We start from the raw sequence: 23,941 nt of genomic DNA, 5'->3' as shown, positions 1-23,941 counted from the left end.
AAGTAAGGTTAAGCTCAATTCTACAATTACTTATTTGAGTCTTATATTAAAAGAATAAATTCTTAAAAAATTAAACCCGTAAAAACATAATTAAAATACTATTTTTAAAGTTCTAAAAAGTTTATTAAAGTGATAAGATTAAACCACGAGGAAAATCGCATAGAATTATCTATTAATAATTCTAAAGCATTCATATACTTAAATCTAGGAGGAAGTTTACAAGAATTATCCTTACAAGGAAAAACTATTATTGCAAATAATAGTTCAACTTATAAAGACACATATTCATCTTCCGTTTTATTTCCTTTTGCTGGCAGAGTAGAAAATGGTGCTTACACTTTTAATGATAAATACCATCAATTGTATTGTAATGACGATAAATTTAACAATGCACTACATGGGCTTATTTATGACAAGAAATTCACTTTAATTAAGCAAATAGAAAAAGAAAATTCTGCTTCAGTTGTAATTCTATATGAAGAAACTAAAAGAATAGAAGGTTATCCCTTCTTATATAAAATAACTTTAGAGTATACCCTTACTAATGATACTCTCAATTTAAAAATAAGTGTAAAAAATACAGATAATATTACTTTTCCTTTCTTTTTAGGTTGGCATCCATATTTTGAAAGCACGCACATTGATAATAGTATTCTAGACATTAAAAGTGATAAAAAAATAACATATAATGATAGATTATCTGTTGTTGGAATTGTAGAAAACGACATTAAATTCCCGCTAAAAATAGCAGAAAACGAATTTGATAATTGCTTTTTTCTAACAAGTAACCTTGTAAAACTGACCACACCAAACTATAAAATTTTACTAAAATCTGATGCTGAAAAAGCATATTTGCATATTTACACACCACCACACAGAAAAAGTATTGCGCTAGAACCTCAAACAGGAATTTCTAATAACTTTAATAGTAAAATAAGTCTGCAAACTTTAGCTCCTAAAAATGAGTTTTCTACAAACTTTACCATTATTAAAGATGAATAATTTTATTACTTTTTTACTTTCAATAAAAAACTCTTTAAAAATTAACTGTTAAACAATAAATATTTAATCTTTTTCAATTAATAATTTTATTTATTTAGTGTACTATAAACTAAATTTTTTTAAAATAAAAAACACCAAAATTTGGAGTAGTTGAAATTTTTTCAATTTCTTTACAATTAATATAATTATAACAATCAAACAATTATGCAAATTTTATCATTTTTAGGCTTTACAATTTTAGTTGCTATAATTGCCTATTTAGCTACAAGAAAAACAAACGAAGAGTCTTCTGATGGATATTTTTTAGGAGGAAGAAGTCTTACTGGAGTTGTTATTGCTGGGTCATTATTATTAACCAACTTATCTACAGAACAAATTGTAGGACTAAATGGAGCGGCTTTTAAAGAAGGAATTCTAGTTATGGCTTGGGAAACTTTAGCAGCAATTGCAATGGTTGTTACCGCCGTTTTTCTTTTACCAAGGTATTTAAAAGGAGGAATTACAACTGTACCTCAATTTTTAGAAAAAAGATACGATAAAGTAACTAAAACAATAACTTCTGGATTATTTTTAAGTGGTTATGTAGTAGTATTATTGCCTATCGTTTTATATTCTGGTGCATTAGCCATTAATACTATGTTTGATGTTCCTTCATTATTAGATGTCAGTGAAACAAAAGCTTTGTGGATAACTGTCTGGGGAATAGGAATAATTGGTTCTATTTATGCGATTTTTGGAGGATTAAAAGCTGTAGCTGTATCAGATTTAATTAATGCAATTGGTTTATTAATTGGAGGTTTAATGATTCCCTTTTTTGGTTTAATGGCAATTGGTGATGGCAGTATAAGCGATGGTTTTACAACACTTATAAATACAAATCCAGAAAAATTTAATTCTCTAGGAGATTCAAAAGCTTCAGTTCCTTTTGGTACAATTTTTACAGGAATGATGTTAGTTCAACTTTTTTATTGGGGAACAAACCAGGCTATTATACAAAGAGCATTAGGTGCAAAAAACCTAAAAGAAGGTCAAAAAGGATTGTTATTAGCATCATTTATAAAAATTTTAGGCCCTTTAATTGTGGTTTTACCTGGTGTAATTGCTTTTCATATGTTTGGTGATACATTAACAAATCCTGATCAGGCTTACCCTAAATTAGTAACTGAGGTTTTACCCGCAAGTTTGGTTGGTTTTTTTGCAGCCGTTTTATTTGGTGCTATTTTAAGTTCTTTTAATTCTGCATTAAATAGCTCTGTAACATTATTTGGAATAGACATTTACAAATCTCACATTAAAAAAGATGCCACAGAAAAACAAACTGTTTTTGCAGGTAAATCTTTTGGAGTAGTTTTAGCGATATTATCTATGTGTATTGCTCCATTAATTGCAAATGCACCAGATGGATTATTTGGATACTTACAAGAAGTAAATGGTTGCTACAGTATTCCTATTTTAACAATTATTGTAGTTGGTTATTTAACAAAGTATGTACCTGCAGTTGCAGCAAAAGTAGCTATTATTTCTGGTGTAGTTTTGTATAGTATTAGTCAATTTATATTAAAACCATTTGTAGTGGGTGCAGATAACTACCCTCATTTTTTACATGTTATGGCTATTTTATTTGTACTTAACATTATAATTATGTTAATTATTGGAAAACTAAAACCTCGTAAAACTGCATTTGTATTAAATTACACAAACCAAGTAGATATTAAACCTTGGAAATATTTAAAACCAGTTGGTATTGGTATTTGTGTAATTGTTGTAAGCATTTATATATATTTTGCTTAAAACAAAAATGTATTAAAAATTAAAAAAAACAAAGCCTCAAATAACTATTTATTTGAGGCTTTGTTTTTTTTAATTTTTCTTACTCTTTACTTCTTAACTTTTGTTCCCAATCCCAAGAAGATTTAATCATTTCATCTAAAGATTTTGTAGCTTTCCAACCTAATTCTCTTTCAGCTAAATCTGTTGCTGCGTATAATTTAGGCACGTCTCCTGGTCTTCTTTCTGTAATTTCGTAATTCAATTTAGAGTTTGTTACGCGTTCAAATGAGTTTATAACATCTAAAACAGAAAATCCATTTCCAGTTCCTAAATTAAAAGTTTCATATGGTTTTTCTTGTTGCTCTTTTATAATTCTTTCAACCGCTAAAACATGTGCTTTTGCTAAATCTACAACATGAATATAATCTCTAATTGGCGTTCCATCTTTTGTTGGATAATCATTTCCATAAACCATTAATTTCTCTCTAATTCCAACTGCTGTTTGTGTGATGTAAGGCATTAAATTATTTGGAATCCCACTTGGTAATTCACCAATTAACCCAGAATCATGTGCACCAATAGGATTAAAATAACGTAGAGAAATTGCAGAGAAATTTTCAGTAGATTTTATAACATCATCTAAAATTTCTTCTGCTATTTTTTTTGTGTTTCCATAAGGAGAGAAAGGTCGTTGTGTTTCGCTTTTTTCAGTTATAGGTAATGTTTCTGGGGTGCCATAAACAGTAGCAGAAGAAGAAAAAATAAATCCTTTAATATTATTATTTACAATAGAGGAAAGTATATTTATTAATGAATATAGGTTATTCTTATAATACATTATTGGTTTTTGTACAGATTCTCCTACAGCTTTATGAGCTGCAAAATTAATTACTGCTTTTGCATCTTTATGTTCACTTATAACTCTTTCTGTTTTTTTAGCATCTTTTAAATCAATATTTACAAAAGTGGGTCTTGTTCCTGTAATTTTTTCTATTCTATCTAAAGTTTCTTTCGTTGAATTAGATAAATCATCTAAAATTACAACTTCATAATTATTTTCAATTAATTCTACAGCTGTGTGAGAACCTATATAACCACAACCTCCTGTTACTATTATTTTACTTTTCATTATCATTAATTTAAGATACAACAAATGTAATAAAAATATCTAAAAAACAAACCAGTACATACCAGTTGTTTTTTTTAAATAAAAATGATATCTTTGTGGTATGAAAATTTCATCGTTAAAAAAAACAGGAATGCCTAAATACAAACAAATAGTAGCTTCAATTGAGGATGCTATTGTAAATGGCGCGCTTAAAAAAGGAGATAAATTACCTTCATTAAACGTTGTTAAAGAAAAACATAAGTTGTCAAGAGACACTGTTTTAAACGCTTTTAATGAATTAAAAAACAGAGGAATTATTCATTCTGTTGTTGGAAAAGGCTATTTTGTTTCAAGTGAGGATATTCACGTTGAAAAAAAAGTTTTCCTACTTTTTGATGAGCTTAATTCATTTAAAGAAGATATCTACAATTCTTTTTTGAAAAATTTAGGAGAAAATGTTCATGTAGACATCTTTTTTCATCACTTTAACGTAGACGTCTTTAATAGATTGATAAATGACAATAGTGGTAATTACAGTTCTTATGTAATTATGCCTGCTAATCTTAAAAACATTAAAAAAACAATTAAAAATTTACCAAAAGAGAAAGTCTATATTTTAGATCAAGCTCATACTGAATTGGATGAGTATCCTGTAATTTATCAAAATTTCGAAAAAGATGTTTTTAATGGTTTGTCTACTGGTTTAGAAAAATTAAAACAATACAAAAAATTAGTTTTACTTTTTAAAGAAGAAAAAGAGCCTAAAGGAATATTAAGTGGTTTTGAATTATTCTCTAACGCAAACAACTTCAATTATGAAGTAATTTCCTCATTAGAGAATAGAACTCCAGAAAAAGGTGAAGTTTACATAATTCTTGATGATAAAAATTTGATTAGAATCATAAAAAAAATAAAGGAAGACAATTTAATTTTATCTAAAGATGTTGGAATAATTTCTTTTAATGATACTTTATTAAAAGAAGTTGTTGCTGATGGAATTACAACTATATCAACAGATTTTAATTTAATGGGAAAAAGATTGGCTGAAATGATTTTAACTAATGAGCAACTTAAAATTGAAAACCCAAGTAAATTAATTTTAAGAAAATCTATATAAAAATGTTTAAAATTTATGCAATAACAGAAAAAGGTTTCAATTTTTTCGAATTAAAAAATACTGAAAATAATTCTGTAGCAAGAATTTCTTTAGAAGAAGGTGGAAGATTACAAAAACTACAATTTAACAACACTATTTTAATTGAAGATCAACCAAATTTTAAATATGAAGATTCTTTTGCGTCTGCAATTTTATTCCCTTTTGCCAGTAGAATAGAAAATGGCGCATATACTTTTAAAGGAAAAAATTATCAATTTGAATGCAATGAGAAAGGACGAAATAATGCTTTACACGGTTTAGTTTTCAACAAAAAATTTAAACTTTTAGAAAAAGAGATTACTTCAAATAGTTGCGCTATTACAATTTATTATTCAGAAAAAAACGCAAGTAAAGGTTTTCCTTATAAGTATTCAATTTACCTTACTTATACACTTTTAAAAGATGAACTTCAATTGAAAGTATCTGTAAAAAATGATGATATCAAAGCATTTCCTTACACTTTAGGTTGGCATCCATATTTTATTAATAATGATTTGCACAATAGTTCTTTAAACTTTAAATGCGACAAAAAAGTAGTTTTTAATGAAAATTTAATCACTAAAAAAATTACAGATTATAAAAAAGAAGAGCTCCTTAAAATTGAAAATAAGCAATTAGACGATTGCTTTTTTCTTATTGATGATAAAATACAATTTACAACACCAAGTTATCATTTTGAGCTTTCGTCAAACATCAAAAAAAATTATTTGCAAATATATACGCCTAAAGGAATTGCTGCAATTGCAATTGAACCTTTAACCGGGATTTCTAATAGTTTTAATAATGAAATAGGTTTACAAACTTTAGAACCAAACACATCTTATTCTATAAAATGGAACTTAAAATTGTGTAACAAAAACTAATTATTATGAGCAAAACACTAATTAAGCAAGTAAAAGAGGAATTCAAGAAAACGTTTTCAGCAAATCCTTTACTTATTTTTTCACCAGGAAGAATAAATATTATTGGAGAACATACAGATTATAATGGCGGCTTTGTGTTTCCTGCAGCTGTAGATAAAGGGATTGCTGCAGCAATACAAAAAAGTGATACTGGTTCTTGTACTGCAATTGCTATGGATTTAGACAGTACAATAGAGTTTGAATTAGATAAACTAAAACCATCCAAAGAAGGAAATTGGGAAAATTATGTTTTTGGTGTGGTTGCAGAAATACAGAATAGAAATAAAATTATTGGTGATTTTAACATCATTTTTAAAGGAAATATTCCTGGAGGTGCAGGTATGTCTTCTTCTGCAGCTTTAGAAAACAGTGTAGTTTTTGGCTTAAATGAATTGTTCAAGTTAGGGTTATCAAAAACAGAAATGATTTTAATTTCACAAAAAGCAGAACACAATTATGTAGGTGTAAAATGTGGAATTATGGATCAATATGCAAGTATGTTTGGTATTAAAGACAATGCTTTGCTATTGGATTGTAGAACGATAGAATCGAAACCTTATAAAATCGATTTTAAAGACCATCAATTAATGTTAATCAACACAAACGTAAAACATAGTTTGTCTGATAGTGCTTATAATGATAGACGCTCTGCTTGTGAAAGTATAGCAGAATTGTTAAATATTGAAACCTTAAGAGAAGCTTCCGAAGGTGATTTAGAAAAAATTATTGATAAAGTTACGCCAGAAAATTACCAAAAAGCGCTGTACGTAATTCAAGAAATCGATAGAACACAAAAAGCTGCAAAAGCAATTGAAGAAAATGATTTGGAAACTTTGGGAGCATTAATTTACGGTTCTCATAATGGTTTACAACACCAATATAAAGTTAGTTGCGACGAGTTAGATTTTTTGGTAAACCAAGCAAAGAAAAACAAAAACGTTTTAGGCGCAAGAATGATGGGTGGAGGTTTTGGCGGTTGTACCATTAATTTAATTAAAAAAGACGAAGCTAAAAACTTTGCAAAATCCGCATCTAAAGCCTATAAAAATAAATTCGACAAAGACTGTTCAGTATATTTTGTAGAACTTTCTAACGGTACACATTTAGTAAAATAATCAACTAAAAAATAATAGTATGGAAAATACAAATTTACAAGATTACTCTCATAAAAGATATAATATTTTAACTGGAGAATGGGTTTTGGTTTCACCTCACAGAGCAAAAAGGCCTTGGCAAGGACAAAATGAAGAAATCTCTACAGAAAAAAGACCTTCTTATGACGAAAGTTGTTATTTATGTGCTACAAACACAAGAATTAATGGCGAAATAAATCCCGATTATAAAGACGTTTTTATTTTTACCAACGATTTTGCTGCACTACAAAAAGATTCGCCAAAGTTTAATGTAAATGATGGTTTGTTTAAAGCACAAAGTGAAAACGGAATTTGTAAAGTAATCTGTTTTAGCCCAGATCATTCTAAAAGTTTGGCGGATATGGAAGTTGCTGACATTAAAAAAGTAGTAAATGCTTGGCAAAATGAATATGTTTCTATTGGCGAAATTGAAGGTATAAATTATGTTCAAATTTTTGAAAACAAAGGAGCAGTAATGGGTTGTAGCAATCCACATCCTCATGGACAAATTTGGAGCCAGACTTCGTTACCTAATGAGGTTGATAAAAAAAATCAGCAACAATTAAATTATTATAATGATAAAAAAAGTAGTCTTTTAGGAGATTATTTACAACAAGAACAAACTGCTAAAGAAAGAATTATTTTTGAAAACGACGATTTTTTAGTCCTTACTCCTTTTTGGGCAGTTTGGCCTTTTGAAGTGATGATTGCTCCTAAAAAAGCACAAAAAAACATCACAGAAATGACAGAAAATGAAGCTTCAAATTTTGCGGAAGCAATATCTGTAATTACAAAAGCGTATGACAAATTGTTTAACACTTCTTTTCCTTATTCTTCTGGAATACATCAAGCACCAACAAATGGTGAAGAAAATAAGCATTGGCATTGGCACATGAGTTTTTATCCGCCTTTATTAAGAAGTGCAACTGTAAAGAAGTTTATGGTAGGTTATGAGATGTTTGGATCGCCTCAAAGAGATATTACTGCAGAAATTGCTGCAAAAAGATTACGAGAATTGATTTAAAACTCTTTTAGAAAAGCTTAAAAAAGTAAAAAGTCCTAACAAATTTAATTTGTTAGGACTTTTTTGTTGGCCTACAAGGACTCGAACCTTGAATGTCGGTACCAAAAACCGGTGTGTTACCAATTACACCATAGGCCAATGCTTTTATGCGGGTGCAAATTTAATGCAAAGTTTTAATTCTACAAACATTTTTCGATAAATTTTACTTTTAACAAAGTTTTAAGAGCTAAAAACAACTCAATAAAACAACTTCATTCTTATTTTATAGGGATTTATTAGTAAATTCGCCCACAGATTATTATCAAATTATGACATCAGAAAATTTTAAAAAATGGAACATCATTCTAGGATGGGTTGTATTTATAATAGCTTTAATCACTTATACACTAACATTAGAGCCAACAGTTAGCTCTTGGGATTGTGGCGAATACATTGCTACATCTGTAAAATTACAAGTTGGACATCCTCCAGGAGCGCCACTTTTTCAAATGTTGGGTGCATTTTTTGCAATGTTTACTGGCGATTTAAGTCAAGTTGCAAAAATGGTGAACTTTATGTCTGCTTTGGCTAGTGCGTTTACAATTTTGTTTATGTTTTGGACAATTACCAATTTGGCGAAAAAATTAGCGCTAAAAACTGGTAAATTAGCAGAAGGAAAATATATTGCTATTCTTGGAAGTAGTTTGGTAGGTTCTTTAGCGTATACGTTTTCGGATAGTTTCTGGTTTAGTGCTGTAGAAGGAGAAGTGTATGCAATGTCATCATTTTTAATGGCTTTATTATTTTGGCTAGGCCTTAAATGGGAAGCAGAAATTCATACAGCTAGAGGAAATAAATGGTTAGTTTTAATAAGTTTTGTAGTTGGTTTATCATTTGGAGTACACATCTTATCATTGTTGGTAATCCCTTCAATTGTAATGTTATATTTCTTTAAAACTTATAAAAATATCACTTTAAAAACAACTGCAATTGCAACAGTAGTATCTGTTATCGTTTTAATGTTTGTCTTTAAATTTTTATTTCCATTTACATTAAAATTCTTTAGTGCATCCGAATTATTTTTTATCAATACTATTGGACTGCCTTATAATTCTGGTTCTATAATTGCTGCAATTATTTTAATTGCATTGTTTTACTTTGGATTAAATTACACTAGAAAACATAAGAAAGTAACTGCAAACACCTTAATTCTATCAGTTTTATTTATTATGATTGGTTTTTCTTCTTGGATGATGTTACCAATAAGAGCAAATGCAAATACTACTGTAAACGAAAACAACCCTTCTAGTGCAAGAGAATTATTAGCTTATTACGAACGTGAACAATATGGTGACGCCAATGTTTTTTACGATACGTATTACTCTAATTCTTACGAAAGAGAACAAGATAGAAACACGCCATTTAGAGATGACAAACCAAAGTATGAAAAGTTAAATGGTAAATATGAAATTGTAAATAAATACAAAAACGTATTACCTAATTATTCTGATAAACACAAAGGTTTTATACCAAGAATGGTAGATCCATCTAAAGAAAAAATGTACAAAGCCATTGCTGGTATTTCTCCAAATAGCAAAAGAAGACCAACTTTTGGAGAAAACTTAAAGTTTATGACAAGCTTTCAGTTTGGATACATGTACGGACGTTATTTTATGTGGAATTTTGTTGGAAAACAAAATGATATTCAAGGAAATTTAGATATCGAAAACGGAAACTGGATTAGCGGAATAACATTTATTGATGAAGCAAGATTAGGTTCGCAAAAAGCCTTACCAGATGTTGTTTTAAATAATAAAGGAAGAAACAAATATTACTTTTTACCTTTAATTTTAGGTTTAATTGGTTTGTTTTATCAAATTAAATGGGATAAAGAAAACTTCTTTACACTTTTACTCTTCTTTGCATTTACAGGTTTAGCAATTATATTTTATACAAATCCAAAACCTTTTGAACCTAGAGAAAGAGATTATGCCGTTGTTGGTAGTTTCTACATTTTTGCCATTTGGATTGGCTTTGGTGTACTCGCACTTTATGAATATTTAAAGAATTTTGCAAATAAGAAAACCATTGCAATTACTGTTTCTTTAGTTTCTTTATTAGCAGTACCAACATTAATGGCAACAGAAAATTGGGATGATCATGATAGAGGTGGCAGACATACAACTTTACTAAACGCACAAGCATATTTAGAATCTTGCGACCCAAATGCGATTCTATTCACTATTGGAGATAATGATACTTTTCCACTTTGGTACATGCAAGAAGTAGAAGGAATTAGAACCGATTTAAAATTGGTAAACACAAGTCTTTTTGCCACAGATTGGTATATAGACCAGATGAAAAGAGCAAGTTATAAAGCAGCTCCAATTCCATCGCAATTAACACATGACCAATATAAATACGGAACTTTAGATGTTGCATATCACGTTCCACATCCACAATTTAAAGACTCTGTAATAGCTATTAAAGACTTTATGAGGTGGATTGCAAGTGATAATCCTGTTACATATTATATAGATGAAGAAAATGATGTAAAAGAGAAAACATACCCTACAAATAGAATTCGAATTCCAGTAAATAAAGAAAATGCTTTAAAATCTGGAATTGTTGCACAAAAAGATGCAGACAAGATTGTAGATTATATAGACATTACAGTAGACAGACAAGGTCTAACAAAAAATAGAATTTTAATGCTAGATATTTTAGCAAACTTCGATTGGAAACGTCCAATTTATTTTACTGGTGGCGCAAATGCAGACGAAGAATATATCTGGTTAAAAGATTATATGCAATTAGATGGAATGTCTTACAAATTAGTTCCTATTAGAACTCCTACAAAAATTTACAACGAAAAAGGAGAATTGGTTAGAGAAGTAAGTTTGTTTGATATGGGAAGAATTGACCCAGAAAAAATGTACGCCAATATTAAAAAGTTAGATTGGAAAAACATTAATAGTGGTAAAATTTATATTGATGAACAAACTAGAAGAAATGCCATTTCTTTACGTAATAATTTAATGCGTTTATCAGAAACTTTCTTAAAACAAAAAGATACTGCCACAGCAAAAGAAGTATTAGATTTATCTCTCTATAAAATGCCTATTGAAGATTTTGGCCATTACAGTATTTCTCTTGGGTATCCAGAGATGTATTATAGAATTGGTGACAAAGAAACTGCTAGAAAAACAGCAAAAACACTAATTACAATTTTTCAACAAAAGCTTAAGCATTATAGTACTCATAAAGATTTAGATTTAGTTTTCGATGATATAGATACACATTTGTACATGTATAGAAATATTCTAGGTCAAATAGAAGAATTTGATGGAGATAGAGAATACATGGAAAAATTACAAAACGAATTTATAGAAAACGTAAAATTATTTAGTAGTTTAATTCCAGATGAAGAACCAGCAGAATTAGATTTAATAAAAGATTAAATTGAAAACATATTTCCCCAGGACGCCAGATTTTATGATGAGAATTTTCTCTGATTATGTTTGGCGTTTTTCTTTGGATAAAAAAGAACTATTTTTAACTTTTGATGACGGACCAACTCCAGAAATTACCGAATTTGTTTTAGCAGAATTAAAGAAATACAATGCAAAAGCAACCTTTTTTTGCATTGGAAAAAACATAAAAAATCATCCAGAAATTTTTAATAAAATTATTGCTGATGACCATGCTGTTGGAAATCATACGCAAAATCATTTGAATGGTTGGAAAACTAAAACCAACATTTATATAGATAATTTTTTGAAGTGTGAAAAAACAATTACACACTTCAACAATTCAACAATTAAACAACAACTTTTTAGACCTCCCTATGGAAAAATTAAGAAGAAACAAGCTAAAGAAATCCTAAAAAAAGGCTATAAAATTATAATGTGGAACGTTTTATCTGCAGATTTTGATACTTCTATTTCTGAAGAAAAATGTTTACAAAATGTTTTAAGAAATACTAAAAATGGAAGTGTTATTGTTTTTCACGATAGTGTAAAAGCTTCTGAGAAATTGCGTTTTGTATTGCCCAAAGTTTTAGAAGAATTTTCTAAAAAAGGATTCGAGTTTAAGGCAATAAAATAAACTAGCAAACAAGTTTAGCCCTGATTGAAACGACATCCTTTTTATTACTTAAATAGAAGTAATTTGTTTATAAATTATAAGATTGCCACATAAAACAAAAAATTTTATTCATAATGACAAATAAAAAGATATAGTGGAAAGCAGGAAATAGCTACAGAAAAAATTAAAAATATTCTTTAACCAAACCTATTAAGGTTTTTGCGTCTTGAAAACCTGTTTGGCGCCATTTCATTTCGCCATTTTTGTAAATCATAAAAGTTGGGTTTCCTTTTACGCGCAAAGCGTCTGCCAAGGTTTCGTTCTTTTTAATATCGATCTTAATTACTTTGGCTTTATCACCTAAAGCTGCTGCAACATCTCTTAAAGTATGTACGTTGTTTTCTACTTCGTCCCAATCTGTGTAAAAATCGATTAGAACAGGTTTATCAACACTAATTAATTCGCCAAATTTTGTCATAATATAAAGTTTTTAAGGGGGAAAAACGTATAAATTATTCAATACTTAATTAACAAATATAACAAATCTATTTTTGAATTGACTGATTATCAGCCTTTTTTCAATTCTATAACTGTAATTTCTGGCCAAATTCCAACACGTCCTGGAAATGCATGGTAGCCAAAACCTCTGTTTACATTTACATATCTACCAGCTTCTTCGTACAAACCTGCCCATTGTTTATACACATATTTAGATGGACTCCATTTTAACCAACCAGGAATTTCGATTCCCATTTGCAAACCATGTGTATGGCCGCTTAAAGTTAATTGATAGTTAAAAGGGTCTTGTTTAACTTTATACTCCCAATGACTTGGGTCGTGAGACATTAAAATTTTAAAATCTTCTTGTTTTACGTTTGCTGATGCTCGCTGCAAATCTCCTGCTTGGTTGAATCCTTTTCCCCAATTTTCTACGCCAAGAAGTGCAATTTTTTGTCCGTCTTTTTCTAAATATCTATGTTCGTCCAACAATAAATCAAAACCAATTTTTTTATGAATATCTTTTACTTGCTGAAAATTGTCTACCTTATCTTGCGGATTTTTCCAATCCATATAATCGCCATAATCATGGTTTCCAAGAATAGAAAACTTTCCTCCTTTTGCTTCTAATTTATCGAAAACATCGATCCAATTGTCCATTTCATCTGCTTTATTATTTACTATATCTCCTGTAAATAACATAATATCAGACTTTTGCTCGTTAATTAAATCGACTCCGTATTTTATTTTTTCCTTATTGGTAAAACTTCCTGAATGGATATCAGAAATTTGAGTGATGGTAAAACCATCGAAAGCTTCTGGTAAATCTTTAAAAGTTAACGTGTATTTTAAAACTTTGTAATTGTATTTTCCTTGAATAATTCCGTAAATAAAACCGGCAAAAGGTATTGCAGCCAAACCTAAAGCAATTTGAGAAATAAATTTTCTTCTAGTTGGTAAAGGTTGCGTTTCTCCATTGGAAATTGCTGAAATCGCTTTTACAATCCACCTATAAATATCTTCGCCAAAAAGCATAAAAATAATAACTAGTTTAGGAATTGATACTGTTAGTAAAATTCCCATTGCCATTTGAAACTCGGGTGTTTGTCCTTTGCTTCTATCGTAAGTTAAAACGGTTAAGAAGAAATAGACATAAGTTGCTACACTTATTGTTAAAAAAGAAAAACGAACTAATTTACTTTTAGATATGGTTTTAAATGCTTGAAAAGTATAAACTTCTACAACAATAATTAAAACTAATAAAATGATAAGAGGAATTAACCAACGTGGCATAAAATAAATTTAAAAAATTTATCAAAGATACTGCTTAAAACACCGATTGAATTTTAATAGGATGTTAAAGTTTCGTAGCTTTACTGCAGAGTCTGCAGTGACAATTATTAAATCACTCATTTCTATCTTATATTTTATTTTTAATAGTAAAAACAACTCTATGCAAGATCAAAAAAGAGTCTTTTTAGTTGATGCGTACGCATTAATTTTCCGAGGATATTATGCCTTTATAAAAAACCCAAGAATTAATTCTAAAGGTTTAGACACCTCTGCAATTATGGGTTTTATGAATTCACTTTTAGATGTAATTAAAAGAGAAAGACCAGATAAATTAGCCGTTTGTTTCGATAAAGGTGGCAGTGCAGATAGAGTAGAAATGTTTGAAGCTTATAAAGCCAATAGAGATGCAACTCCAGAAGCCATAAAATTAGCGGTTCCATATATTATGGAAATTCTTAAAGCCATGCACATTCCTATTATGGTAAAAGAAGGTTTTGAGGCAGATGATGTTATTGGAACACTTTCTAAACAAGCAGAAAAAGAGGGTTACAAAACTTTTATGGTAACTCCAGATAAAGATTTTGCACAATTAGTTTCCGAAAATATTTTTATGTACAAACCACGTTTTGGTGGTGGTTATGATATTTGGGGAGTTCCTGAAGTGTTGGCAAAATTCGAAATTACAGATCCTTTACAAGTCATCGATTTTTTAGGAATGATGGGAGATTCTTCCGATAATATTCCTGGTTTGCCAGGAGTTGGAGAAAAAACTGCAAAGAAGTTTTTGGCTGCTTATGGTTCTATGGAAAACTTATTGGCAAACACACATGAGCTAAAGGGAAAAATGAAAGAGAAAATAGAAGCTAATGGCGAGTTAGGTTTACTTTCCAAGAAATTGGCAACTATTATGTTAGATGTTCCTGTAACTTTTAACGCAGAAGATTTTGAGTTAGACCAACCAGATGTAGAAAAAGTAACTGAAATTTTTAACGAATTAGAATTTAGAAATTTATTAACGAATTTCTTACGAACTTTTTCGACTGAAACAACCACAAATACTTCTGATAATAAGACTGAAGAAAAACCAAAAGCGGTTGCTAAAAAAACAGCTTCAAATACTGAAGGTCAGTTCGATTTATTTGCTGCTCCTGGAACTGGAAGTGTTTCTGAAGCAGATGTTGCATCTGGATTTAAAACCATTGAAAACACAAATCATTTTTATCAACATATAGATTCTCCTTTCTCCAGAAAATTATTACTTCAAAAATTAATGCAACAAACTTCTGTTTGTTTCGATACTGAAACTACAGGTTTAAAAGCCTTAGAAGTGGAATTAATAGGAATTGCTTTTTCTTATGAAATCGGAAAAGGATATTATGTTTCATTTCCTGAAGACCAAGAAGAAACAAAGGCAATTTTAGAAGAATTTAGACCATTTTTCGAAAGTGAAATCGAGAAAATTGGGCACAATTTAAAATATGATATTAAAGTATTATCGAATTATAAAATGCCTGTAAAAGGGAAATTATTCGACACAATGATTGCGCATTATTTGATCAATCCAGATATGCGACATAATATGGATGTTTTGGCAGAAACGTATTTAAATTATCAGCCAGTTTCTATTACAGAATTGATTGGTAAAAAAGGAAAAAATCAGCTTTCCATGAGAGTTGTACCAATTGCAGACCAAACAGAATATGCTGTGGAAGATGCAGACATAACTTTTCAACTAAAACAATTGTTTACTGGCGAATTAGAAAGCGGAAATGTTACCAAATTATTTAATGATATTGAATTGCCTTTGGTGTCCGTTTTAACAGCCATGGAAATTGAAGGAATTAACGTAAATGTAAATTTCTTAAAGGAATTATCAGTTGCGTTAACGGATGATATCAACAGACTTGAAAAAAATATTTACGAACAAGCTGGAGAAGAATTTAACATTGCTTCTCCAAAACAATTAGGAATTGTGTTGTTCGAAAACATGAAGTTGGTAGACAAACCAAAAAAGACAAAAACAGGACAATATAAAACAGGCGAAGATATTCTATCTTACTTGGCAAAAGACCACAAAATTATCAGAGATATTCAAGAATATCGCCAATATAAAAAATTACAAAGTACGTATGTAGATGCTTTGCCTAATGAAATTAACCCAAAAACGGGAAGAATTCACACACAATATATGCAAGCAGTTGCTGCAACTGGTAGGTTGAGTTCTAACAACCCGAATTTACAGAATATTCCAATTCGTACAGAAAGAGGAAGAGAAGTTCGTAAAGCATTTATTCCAAGAGATGAGAATTATGTATTATTGGCAGCCGATTATTCTCAAATTGAATTGCGAATTATTGCAGCTTTAAGTCAAGAAGAAACCATGATAAATGCGTTTAAAAATGGCGAAGATATTCATGCTTCAACCGCTGCAAAAGTTTTTAATGTTCCTATTGATGAAGTAACTCGTGAGCAACGAAGCAACGCAAAAACAGTAAATTTTGGAATTATTTATGGAGTTTCTGCTTTTGGTTTGAGCAATCAAACAGACTTATCAAGAGGAGAAGCAAAAGAATTAATTGATACTTATTACGAAACCTACCCAAAATTAAAAGCATACATGTCTGCACAAGTAGATTTTGCAAGAGAACATGGCTTTGTAGAAACGGTTTTAAACAGACGTAGATATTTAAAAGATATTAATTCGCAAAATGCAATGGTGAGAAGTGGCGCAGAAAGAAATGCTGTAAATGCGCCCATACAAGGTTCTGCAGCAGATATTATTAAGTTAGCAATGATAAATATTCACAAACGTTTTGAGGAAGAAAATTTCAAATCGAAAATGTTATTGCAAGTACATGATGAATTGGTTTTTGATGCTCATAAAGACGAGTTAGAAACAATCAAACCAATTATAAAACACGAAATGGAAAATGCATTTAAAATGGAAGTTCCTTTAGATGTAGAGATGGATATTGGTTTAAACTGGTTAGAAGCGCATTAAATATGAAATTAGATTATATAGACAATTACAATGGTCTTCAAGAAAATATTGTTCGTTTATTTGATTTTGATAAAGCTGAAGCAATTCAATTCAGAGATTTATTGAAAGATACAGTTATAGAAAATAGGCAGAAATTAGATTTATCTCAAATTGATTTTATCGACACAGAAGATTGTAATTTAATTTTTGGTTTATTCAAATCGGATGAAGGAATTCTAACCAAAGACAACGAAACATATTTCTGCATTTTAACAATGGAAAGTTATATGGAAATGCTTCGTCTTTTAGAACCTTTTTGCAAGAAAGAATCTAAAGGATATCAATATTTGTATGATGTAGATACACCTACAGATTTGTTGTTTGCGCCAAATGCTAATTGATTTAATTAATAGATTTTGCTATTTTAATCTAGTTTGTTTCTAAACTCAAAAAAAACTAACATCGCTAACGATTCATATAAGTTATTAAAAACAACGTCATATCAGTCATTGGCATTAATTAAGAAAACTGAATTGGAAATTAGAGAAACACATAGGAATGATTATACCATTTCAACTGACAAGAATAAATTAGATGTTTTGAGCATTCACAAATTCCTTGCAAACGAAACTGATTGGGCTAAAGGAATTCCAATTAATACTTTGAAAACATCAATTGAAAACTCTTTGAATTTTGGTGTTTATTACGAAAACAAACAAATTGGTTTTGCTAGAATAATTTCAGACTATTCAACTATTGCATATTTGGGAGATATTTATATTCTAAAGGAATATAGAGGAAAAAGATTAAGTAAATGGCTGATAAATGAAATAATGGAACACCCAAATCTTCAGGGATTGAGACGTTGGATTTTATTGACTGATACAGCTGAATGGCTTTATAAAAAATTCGGATTTACGGAATTACCTAAACCTGAATTTTATATGGAAAAGCATAATCCAAATGTTTATAGCGGAATAAAAAACTAATGCCAACACCGTATAAAAAAATTGCTAGTTTTAGCCAAACCAAAGTTAGTTGCTCGTTTGCTAGCTTCTGATTTTCCTTCGGAAAATCCTCGCACACAAACACGCAACATTTCATATACATAAACGTTAGCAAAAATCACTAAAAAAACGAAAAACCAAAACCAAAAGAAACACTATCTAATCTATTATTTTTAAAGCCCGTAATTCCTTTTCTGTGAAAATCAACTCTAAAAATAGTATTCCAACGTTTTTCTCCAGCAACTTGTATTCCTAAACCAATTCCGTAATAATTTCCATCAGGATATCTGGAAGAAGGTGTCCACATTTTACCATATCTAAATTCCACAAAATGGTTACTATCATCTTTTTCTGTGATATTATATTTTAAAGCTCCGTAAGTAGGAAAAGCATCTACATCGTAATTAAAATGAAAGTCATAACCACCATTTAGACTTACCGCTAATCGTTTTTTAAATTCGTAACCAAAGCCAATTCTAAAAAATAATGCGGAAGGTACAATTAAAGGACCACCATCGTCATTTGGACCTATTTGGTAGTTTTCATTAATACCCAATGTAAGATTTACATCTCCTGTAAAAAAAGGTCTTCCCAATTTTTCTTGAGAAAAAGACGTTTGTATTGTACTAAAAAAGATAATTAGAAGTAATAGTTTTTTCATTATATAACTTTTGGATTGTTACTTTTTGAATCAAAAACTATTCCGTTTTCTAAATGATTTTAAAATACTCTTAAAACAAAAAAAAGGATAGATTTAAAATCTATCCTTTTTTTATAATAATTAGTTCAAATAACTATGATTTATATTTATCTATAGTTTCCTGTAACTCTTCACGTAAATCGTCGAATTTTTCAATTAACTCTTCTAAATTCTGTTTTACGTTTTTTGCAGGTTCATTCTTTTCTGCCAACAATTTTTTATATTCTTCTTCAATATCATCTATATCTTCCATTACTTCCTCGTTTTTTAACCAAGAAGGAATTGTACCTCTTAAGCTAGCAATTGATCCGCTTAAATTTTCTATACGAGATGTAGATGTTTCTAAATCTAAATTTTCTATTTCTCTTAACTCGTTGTTTGCCGTGTTAAAACCATCCCAGTCATCAAAAGATAATGAACCATCTGTGCTCATTTTATAATTAACAGTATTACCATCTGCTAATTCTATCTTCATAACCTTAAAGTCTTCATTTTTTTCTTTTGCTTTATCGCAAGAAACAAATAGTAAACCTGTAATCGCTAAAACCGCTGTCATTTTTTTTATCACTTTCATAATATAGTTTTTTAAGTTCAATACAAAATTAAATGAATAAGAAACCTAAACTTAACGCAAATACATCTATTATTGACTCTTTAGAAAATTGAAAAAGCAATACATTTACGCACAAAAAAATAAGGTAGATTTAAAAACCTACCTTATAATTAAAATGTAATCCTTAATAAATAGCAATTTTTATTGTACTTTTTTTTATAACTTCACTTTTTTCATGTAAAAACACAACTCCCTTAAAAGAAAAAAAGATAGCAGAAGTAAGTAAACAATACATAACTATTTTAGGTGTTACACAAGATGGAGGTTATCCTCATATTGGTTGTAAAAAAGAATGCTGTAATAATTTTTATAATAAAACAAACAACAAAAAAAGTGTTGTTTCTTTAGGTTTAATAGATTTAATCGATAAACAAAAATGGTTATTTGATGCTACTCCAGATATGCATACTCAATTAGCTGAATTAGAACAAAAACATCTAAAAAAAGAAAATATAATTGATGGTGTTTTCTTAACACATGCCCATATTGGTCACTATACTGGTTTAATGTATTTTGGAAGAGAAGCTTATGGAAAAAAAGGTGTTTCAGTTTTTGCAATGCCAAAAATGAAAAAGTTTATTGAAACAAATGGACCTTGGAGTCAACTAGTTACTTTACAAAATATAAAACTAAAAAAAATACAACAAGACTCTTCAATTAAAATAAGTAATAATTTAAAAGTTACTCCATTTTTAGTTCCACATAGAGATGAATTTTCTGAAACTGTGGGTTATAAAATAGAAGGAAATAAAAAATCTGCGTTATTTATTCCTGACATTGATAAATGGCATAAATGGAACAAAAGTATTATTGAAGAAGTTAAAAAAGTAGATTACGCTTTTGTTGATGCTACATTTTTAAATCAAAACGAAGTTAAAAGAGCTATGACAGAAGTCCCTCATCCATTTATAGAAGAAACTATTTATTTGTTTAAAGATGAATCATTATCTACCAAAAACAAAGTGATTTTTATCCATTTTAATCACACAAACCCCACTCTTCAAAAAAACAGTAAAGAACGAAAAGAAATAGAAAATTTAGGCTTTAGTTTTGCTAATGAGGGAGATAATTACGCTTTATAAATTACCTAACAAACCTATAAGTAGCTTTAATTAAAAATGTATTTTCTAATGGTTTGTCTAAAATTTGGTTTCTAAAACTTCTCGTTAAAGAATTATTAGGATCTCCACTTCCTGCTCCTCCTCTTGCCCAAACAAAAAACAACTCAGAACCGGGAATATACTCCCACCTAGCAACTAAATTAGTTCTAAATTGCACATAAGAAAAATCGGGTTTACCAAAAGTATAGTCTGTAACACCGTCAATATTTTCATCTACATTATAATTCCCATTATTTTCTAAAATTTGATTGTTGTTATACCAAGAAACTCTTGAGTATAAATCTTTAGAAACAGCATTATTTACATAATTAAAATTAGAATATCTTCCTCTTGCTATAAAAGGTTGTCCATAAAATTGAATAGACATATTAGGATTAATACTATAATTTACCCTTAATGTAGTTGACCAAGATTGATTATCTATTTCTCCTAAAATATATCTTGTCTTAGTATCATAATCTACCTGATTTACATATTGGGTTTTACTTGGATTTTTCTCAAACTCTGTACTTAAAGAAACACTTAATGCATCAAAAGGCTGATAATTCATTCTAAATACATGTCTTTGAAATGAAAAATTATTTTGTTTTGCAGCAGAACCAACATAACCTAAAGTAAAACTCATTTTTTTACTTCTATCCGATCCAAAAAATAAAACAAAATAGTTTTCTGCAGAAAACCTCCATCTAGGTCCACCTTGTAAAAAAGAGTTCGAAAAAATTCTTGGTTTATGCCCTAATTCAACTTCTGTCCACCAATTATTTTTCCAATTTACATTTCCACTTAATTCATATTGAATTCTATTAAAATTACCATCAAAATCATAAGTTGCAAACTGATTAAAATTTGCTCTTATATCTCTATAAATTCCTTTCGGTTCTTGCCATAAATATCTAATGCCTGAAAACTGAATCATTTCATCAGTCTGTCGTAAAAAACCAACATCATTCAATTCTAATTCTGGAGAACGCCAAACAAACCCGCCATTATAACGCCAGTTTCCTCCACCAGCTTTACCTGCTTCAATTCTCCCTCCAGTACCAGTTAAAGAGGTTTTATTTACATCAACATTTACATGGGTTGCATCTACTCTATCAAAGTTATGCCTCAAAGTTTGTTGCGTTGCAGTTATTGCTTCTTTACTACCTAATACTTTACTTGCAATTACATTACCTTCAAGGAAATAATTTCTGTCTTTCCAGTTATGTCTGAAATCAATTCCTCCTGTATAAGCAGCTTTGTGTAATTCATTAAAATCCCCTCCTAAGTTTCTGTTTGTGGCAGTAAAAATTCCACCTATATAAGTATTTCTATCATTAAAATCTTTTTGAGCTCTAGCTACAAAATAGTTGGTCAGTGGTTCTACAATTTCTTCTCTAGTAGTACCATCTGTTTGCTTTATTTCTGCATATTCATTAGCAGTCACACTCTCTAAAACACCTATAGACCAACCATTTTGTGTTTTTCCTGAAAATTTTGCTGCTCCTAAAATGGTAGAATTTTGAGGAACATCAGCAAATTCGCCAGCAGTTAAATTGGCATCTCTGTGTGGATTTCTACCTATTCTTCTACTGTAAAATAAATTATCTCTTCCGTTAGCAAATTCGAAATCAAAAATATTTTTATTCTCTACAAAAAACGGTCGTTGTTCTCTAAAAAATATTTGAAACCCGTCTAAAGCAATAGCTCCTGGATCTGCTTCAACTTGTCCAAAATCAGGATTGATGGTTAAATCTAAAGTCAAGTCATTTGTAATCCCAATTTTTGCATCTAAGCCTCCATTAATTTTAAAATCACTTCCATCTCTGTATGGATTTCCTGCTTCTGAAGGATAATTATCATATTGTATAACAGTAAATGGTTGAATTTCTAATTGCTTTTGAGGTACTAGATCTATTAATCCATGTAATTCTCCTGCTTCACTTATAAACCCTGATTGATCATTAGGAATTCTTTGCCAAAGAGAGCGTTCTTGAAACCTAAAAATTGTTCTATTAACGTTAAAACCCCAAATTTGCTCTTTGGCTTTACCAAAACGTAATTGACTAAAGGGTATTTTCATTTCTGTAGACCATCCATTATCTAATAACTTTGCATTAGTATACCAAATAGGATTCCAACTATCATCCCAATTATCTCCATTTTGAGTAGCAATTTCTTCACCTTTTACACCAGCAGCTGTAGTGGTAAAAACAAATGCTGTTCTTTTATCATGATAACTATCAATAATCACATTAACTCTATCTCCTGCAAAACCATCTCTTCTTGTTAGTCTTCTTTGAATTAAATCTGGACTGTCATCAAAAGCTACTATAGCAACATATAAAAATTTATCATCATACATTACTTTAAATTTTGTTTGATGAGTTGGTGCTACACCTTCTGTAGGATCTTTCTGAGTAAAATCAGAAGACCATTCAACAGCATCCCAAGCATCATCAGAAACATCACCATATATAACAGGAACTTTTTTTAGTTTTTTTGTTGTGTAAATTCTTTTTGGTACTACTTCTGTTGATTCTTGTTCGTAATTACTAATTGTAATAGAAAAACACACCAATAAAATTGGCAAATTAAGCTTCATAAATTTGGTTGATTTAATAACACAAAAGTACTTCTCTATTTTCTTAAGGATATGTCAATAATTTTCTTGTTTTTTTTCTTTTAGATTTATTATAAATAAAGTAATTAAAGGACTTAATCCATGAGGTATTCTATAAATTGTAGTATATAAATATTGATGAAATATAGAAAAAGAAACATCATAAGTTAACCCACTCGTTATTCTCGCAAATGCAGTAATCAGCCCCCATATTGCAGCATAAATTAAACCTATCTTTTGCAACCTTGGAATAAAAATAAAAACTACCGCAACAAAATCTAATACGCCAGCTATAAATAAAAACTCTTTTGCTAGGTTTTCTGTTATAGGTAAAATATTAAGTGTCATAGTGACAAAGTTTCCGGGCAGTGGGTAGAGCTTACCTAATGCATACAAACCATGGCTAACAAAAGTAAGTGCAGTTATTATTTTTAAAGGTGTTATTAATTTCAACAAATTTCCATTTATTTTAAATAAATAAACCAATAAAAGTGGTGCTCCAAACTGAATTGAATGCTCTAAAAACATTGCTAAGTGATAAAACTTACTTTTAGACAGTAGTATTGATAAAAAGAGCAACAAAAATCCTCCCACAGCAATTATTTGTTTTGAAAACCGTTTGGATTCTTGTTTAACAATTAAACATAGTGCAGCACATATTGCATAAAAAACACCATTTATTTTAATGATATTTTGAATAATATTGTCTGCTTTCATACTGGTTACATATTCTTTCCAGGATACATTAAAAACACCCTCGACAAATTTTTGCAACAAGTTTTGGTCCCATAATAGAGATCGATAAGGAGCATCCCAAAATAAATGCTCATAAGCTCTTCCTGCAAAAACAAAAAAGGCACTCAGTTTTAACATCCAAACAATCTGACTTCTTTTCATAAAAATTTAACTATTTAATTTATAACAAAAAAAAAATTACACAAAAACCTAAAGTTGCAAATAGATATAT

Annotated in this window: 19 protein-coding genes and 1 tRNA gene; 12 read left to right on the top strand and 8 right to left on the bottom strand. The window is 29.5% G+C overall.

All coding sequences use genetic code 11. The annotated features are described in order from the left end of the window. Positions 1-129: 129 nt before the first annotated feature. Together H9W90_RS13885 and H9W90_RS13880 are read left to right on the top strand one after the other, a co-directional pair. Complete coding sequence (locus tag H9W90_RS13885) at positions 130-1,002, top strand: aldose 1-epimerase (RefSeq protein WP_187482177.1); 873 nt, start codon at positions 130-132, stop codon at positions 1,000-1,002. 204 nt (positions 1,003-1,206) lie between these two features. Continuing rightward, positions 1,207-2,793, top strand: coding sequence for a solute:sodium symporter family transporter (locus tag H9W90_RS13880; protein ID WP_187482176.1), 1,587 nt, complete (start codon positions 1,207-1,209; stop codon positions 2,791-2,793). Positions 2,794-2,872: 79 nt separating this feature from the next. Here the strand turns inward: H9W90_RS13880 and galE are convergent, their stop codons facing one another. Further along, the gene (gene galE, locus H9W90_RS13875) at positions 2,873-3,901 is read right to left on the bottom strand and encodes a UDP-glucose 4-epimerase GalE (RefSeq protein ID WP_187482175.1); all 1,029 of its coding nucleotides are present in this window, start codon (positions 3,899-3,901) and stop codon (positions 2,873-2,875) included. 100 nt (positions 3,902-4,001) lie between these two features. On the opposite strand from galE, the gene H9W90_RS13870 reads away from it, so the two are divergent. The 4 genes from H9W90_RS13870 to H9W90_RS13855 are packed head-to-tail and all read left to right on the top strand — an operon-like array spanning position 4,002 to position 8,095. Continuing rightward, complete coding sequence (locus tag H9W90_RS13870) at positions 4,002-4,997, top strand: GntR family transcriptional regulator (RefSeq protein ID WP_187482174.1); 996 nt, start codon at positions 4,002-4,004, stop codon at positions 4,995-4,997. Between the two features lie 2 nt (positions 4,998-4,999). Next, positions 5,000-5,899 (top strand): aldose 1-epimerase, encoded by a 900-nt coding sequence (locus H9W90_RS13865; RefSeq protein ID WP_187482173.1) that lies wholly within the window; start codon positions 5,000-5,002, stop codon positions 5,897-5,899. A gap of 5 nt (positions 5,900-5,904) precedes the next feature. Beyond that, positions 5,905-7,053, top strand: coding sequence for a galactokinase (locus tag H9W90_RS13860; protein WP_187482172.1), 1,149 nt, complete (start codon positions 5,905-5,907; stop codon positions 7,051-7,053). 19 nt (positions 7,054-7,072) lie between these two features. Beyond that, complete coding sequence (locus H9W90_RS13855; RefSeq protein ID WP_187482171.1) at positions 7,073-8,095, top strand: UDP-glucose--hexose-1-phosphate uridylyltransferase; 1,023 nt, start codon at positions 7,073-7,075, stop codon at positions 8,093-8,095. A 66-nt stretch (positions 8,096-8,161) separates the two neighbouring features. Here H9W90_RS13855 and H9W90_RS13850 read toward each other — a convergent pair. Continuing rightward, positions 8,162-8,233 (bottom strand) — tRNA-Gln (locus H9W90_RS13850). Between the two features lie 170 nt (positions 8,234-8,403). On the opposite strand from H9W90_RS13850, the gene H9W90_RS13845 reads away from it, so the two are divergent. Continuing rightward, a complete protein-coding gene (locus H9W90_RS13845; protein ID WP_187482170.1) occupies positions 8,404-11,535 on the top strand; it encodes a glycosyltransferase family 117 protein in 3,132 nt (1,043 codons plus the stop codon). Between the two features lie 34 nt (positions 11,536-11,569). Then, positions 11,570-12,181: a polysaccharide deacetylase family protein gene (locus H9W90_RS13840; RefSeq protein ID WP_437440064.1), complete on the top strand. Its 612-nt coding sequence runs from the start codon at positions 11,570-11,572 to the stop codon at positions 12,179-12,181. Positions 12,182-12,344: 163 nt separating this feature from the next. Here the strand turns inward: H9W90_RS13840 and H9W90_RS13835 are convergent, their stop codons facing one another. Both H9W90_RS13835 and H9W90_RS13830 read right to left on the bottom strand, forming a co-directional pair. Then, positions 12,345-12,638 carry a thioredoxin family protein gene (locus H9W90_RS13835; protein WP_187482169.1) on the bottom strand — a complete coding sequence of 98 codons (294 nt, stop codon included), beginning with the start codon at positions 12,636-12,638 and terminating at the stop codon, positions 12,345-12,347. A gap of 89 nt (positions 12,639-12,727) precedes the next feature. Beyond that, entirely contained in the window at positions 12,728-13,951 is a 1,224-nt protein-coding gene (locus tag H9W90_RS13830) for a metallophosphoesterase (RefSeq protein WP_187482168.1), read from the bottom strand. A 160-nt stretch (positions 13,952-14,111) separates the two neighbouring features. Between H9W90_RS13830 and polA the strand changes: the two genes are divergently transcribed. The 3 genes from polA (at position 14,112) to H9W90_RS13815 (ending at position 17,920) form a co-directional block, all read left to right on the top strand. Next, positions 14,112-16,952 (top strand): DNA polymerase I, encoded by a 2,841-nt coding sequence (gene polA / locus H9W90_RS13825; RefSeq protein ID WP_187482167.1) that lies wholly within the window; start codon positions 14,112-14,114, stop codon positions 16,950-16,952. Positions 16,953-16,954: 2 nt separating this feature from the next. Beyond that, positions 16,955-17,332: a hypothetical protein gene (locus H9W90_RS13820; RefSeq protein ID WP_187482166.1), complete on the top strand. Its 378-nt coding sequence runs from the start codon at positions 16,955-16,957 to the stop codon at positions 17,330-17,332. A gap of 132 nt (positions 17,333-17,464) precedes the next feature. Further along, positions 17,465-17,920, top strand: coding sequence for a GNAT family N-acetyltransferase (locus H9W90_RS13815; protein ID WP_187482165.1), 456 nt, complete (start codon positions 17,465-17,467; stop codon positions 17,918-17,920). A gap of 139 nt (positions 17,921-18,059) precedes the next feature. Here the strand turns inward: H9W90_RS13815 and H9W90_RS13810 are convergent, their stop codons facing one another. Further along, complete coding sequence (locus H9W90_RS13810) at positions 18,060-18,599, bottom strand: hypothetical protein (protein ID WP_187482164.1); 540 nt, start codon at positions 18,597-18,599, stop codon at positions 18,060-18,062. Between the two features lie 133 nt (positions 18,600-18,732). After that, positions 18,733-19,212 carry a hypothetical protein gene (locus tag H9W90_RS13805; RefSeq protein ID WP_187482163.1) on the bottom strand — a complete coding sequence of 160 codons (480 nt, stop codon included), beginning with the start codon at positions 19,210-19,212 and terminating at the stop codon, positions 18,733-18,735. A 440-nt stretch (positions 19,213-19,652) separates the two neighbouring features. On the opposite strand from H9W90_RS13805, the gene H9W90_RS13800 reads away from it, so the two are divergent. Then, positions 19,653-20,333 carry an MBL fold metallo-hydrolase gene (locus H9W90_RS13800; protein ID WP_254712500.1) on the top strand — a complete coding sequence of 227 codons (681 nt, stop codon included), beginning with the start codon at positions 19,653-19,655 and terminating at the stop codon, positions 20,331-20,333. Between the two features lies 1 nt (position 20,334). Here the strand turns inward: H9W90_RS13800 and H9W90_RS13795 are convergent, their stop codons facing one another. Then, the gene (locus H9W90_RS13795) at positions 20,335-22,956 is read right to left on the bottom strand and encodes a DUF5916 domain-containing protein (RefSeq protein ID WP_187482162.1); all 2,622 of its coding nucleotides are present in this window, start codon (positions 22,954-22,956) and stop codon (positions 20,335-20,337) included. A 54-nt stretch (positions 22,957-23,010) separates the two neighbouring features. Further along, on the bottom strand, positions 23,011-23,871 hold the full coding sequence (locus H9W90_RS13790) for a hypothetical protein (protein WP_187482161.1): 861 nt from the start codon (positions 23,869-23,871) through the stop codon (positions 23,011-23,013). Between the last annotated feature and the right edge of the window lie 70 nt (positions 23,872-23,941).

Source organism: Polaribacter pectinis, from assembly GCF_014352875.1.
GTDB lineage: Bacteria > Bacteroidota > Bacteroidia > Flavobacteriales > Flavobacteriaceae > Polaribacter > Polaribacter pectinis.
Note: the sequence above shows the minus strand (reverse complement) of the source record. Positions and strands in the feature narration are given on the sequence as shown.

What these genes read in the sequence shown, in the direction of transcription:
- H9W90_RS13880 (WP_187482176.1), top strand. Translation starts at nt 1,207, where the DNA reads ATGCAAATTTTATCATTTTTAGGCTTTACAATTTTAGTTGCTATAATT.
- galE (WP_187482175.1), bottom strand. Translation starts at nt 3,901, where the DNA reads ATGAAAAGTAAAATAATAGTAACAGGAGGTTGTGGTTATATAGGTTCT.
- H9W90_RS13870 (WP_187482174.1), top strand. Translation starts at nt 4,002, where the DNA reads ATGAAAATTTCATCGTTAAAAAAAACAGGAATGCCTAAATACAAACAA.
- H9W90_RS13865 (WP_187482173.1), top strand. Translation starts at nt 5,000, where the DNA reads ATGTTTAAAATTTATGCAATAACAGAAAAAGGTTTCAATTTTTTCGAA.
- H9W90_RS13860 (WP_187482172.1), top strand. Translation starts at nt 5,905, where the DNA reads ATGAGCAAAACACTAATTAAGCAAGTAAAAGAGGAATTCAAGAAAACG.
- H9W90_RS13855 (WP_187482171.1), top strand. Translation starts at nt 7,073, where the DNA reads ATGGAAAATACAAATTTACAAGATTACTCTCATAAAAGATATAATATT.
- H9W90_RS13845 (WP_187482170.1), top strand. Translation starts at nt 8,404, where the DNA reads ATGACATCAGAAAATTTTAAAAAATGGAACATCATTCTAGGATGGGTT.
- H9W90_RS13840 (WP_437440064.1), top strand. Translation starts at nt 11,570, where the DNA reads ATGATGAGAATTTTCTCTGATTATGTTTGGCGTTTTTCTTTGGATAAA.
- H9W90_RS13835 (WP_187482169.1), bottom strand. Translation starts at nt 12,638, where the DNA reads ATGACAAAATTTGGCGAATTAATTAGTGTTGATAAACCTGTTCTAATC.
- H9W90_RS13830 (WP_187482168.1), bottom strand. Translation starts at nt 13,951, where the DNA reads ATGCCACGTTGGTTAATTCCTCTTATCATTTTATTAGTTTTAATTATT.
- polA (WP_187482167.1), top strand. Translation starts at nt 14,112, where the DNA reads ATGCAAGATCAAAAAAGAGTCTTTTTAGTTGATGCGTACGCATTAATT.
- H9W90_RS13820 (WP_187482166.1), top strand. Translation starts at nt 16,955, where the DNA reads ATGAAATTAGATTATATAGACAATTACAATGGTCTTCAAGAAAATATT.
- H9W90_RS13810 (WP_187482164.1), bottom strand. Translation starts at nt 18,599, where the DNA reads ATGAAAAAACTATTACTTCTAATTATCTTTTTTAGTACAATACAAACG.
- H9W90_RS13805 (WP_187482163.1), bottom strand. Translation starts at nt 19,212, where the DNA reads ATGAAAGTGATAAAAAAAATGACAGCGGTTTTAGCGATTACAGGTTTA.
- H9W90_RS13800 (WP_254712500.1), top strand. Translation starts at nt 19,653, where the DNA reads ATGCATACTCAATTAGCTGAATTAGAACAAAAACATCTAAAAAAAGAA.
- H9W90_RS13795 (WP_187482162.1), bottom strand. Translation starts at nt 22,956, where the DNA reads ATGAAGCTTAATTTGCCAATTTTATTGGTGTGTTTTTCTATTACAATT.
- H9W90_RS13790 (WP_187482161.1), bottom strand. Translation starts at nt 23,871, where the DNA reads ATGAAAAGAAGTCAGATTGTTTGGATGTTAAAACTGAGTGCCTTTTTT.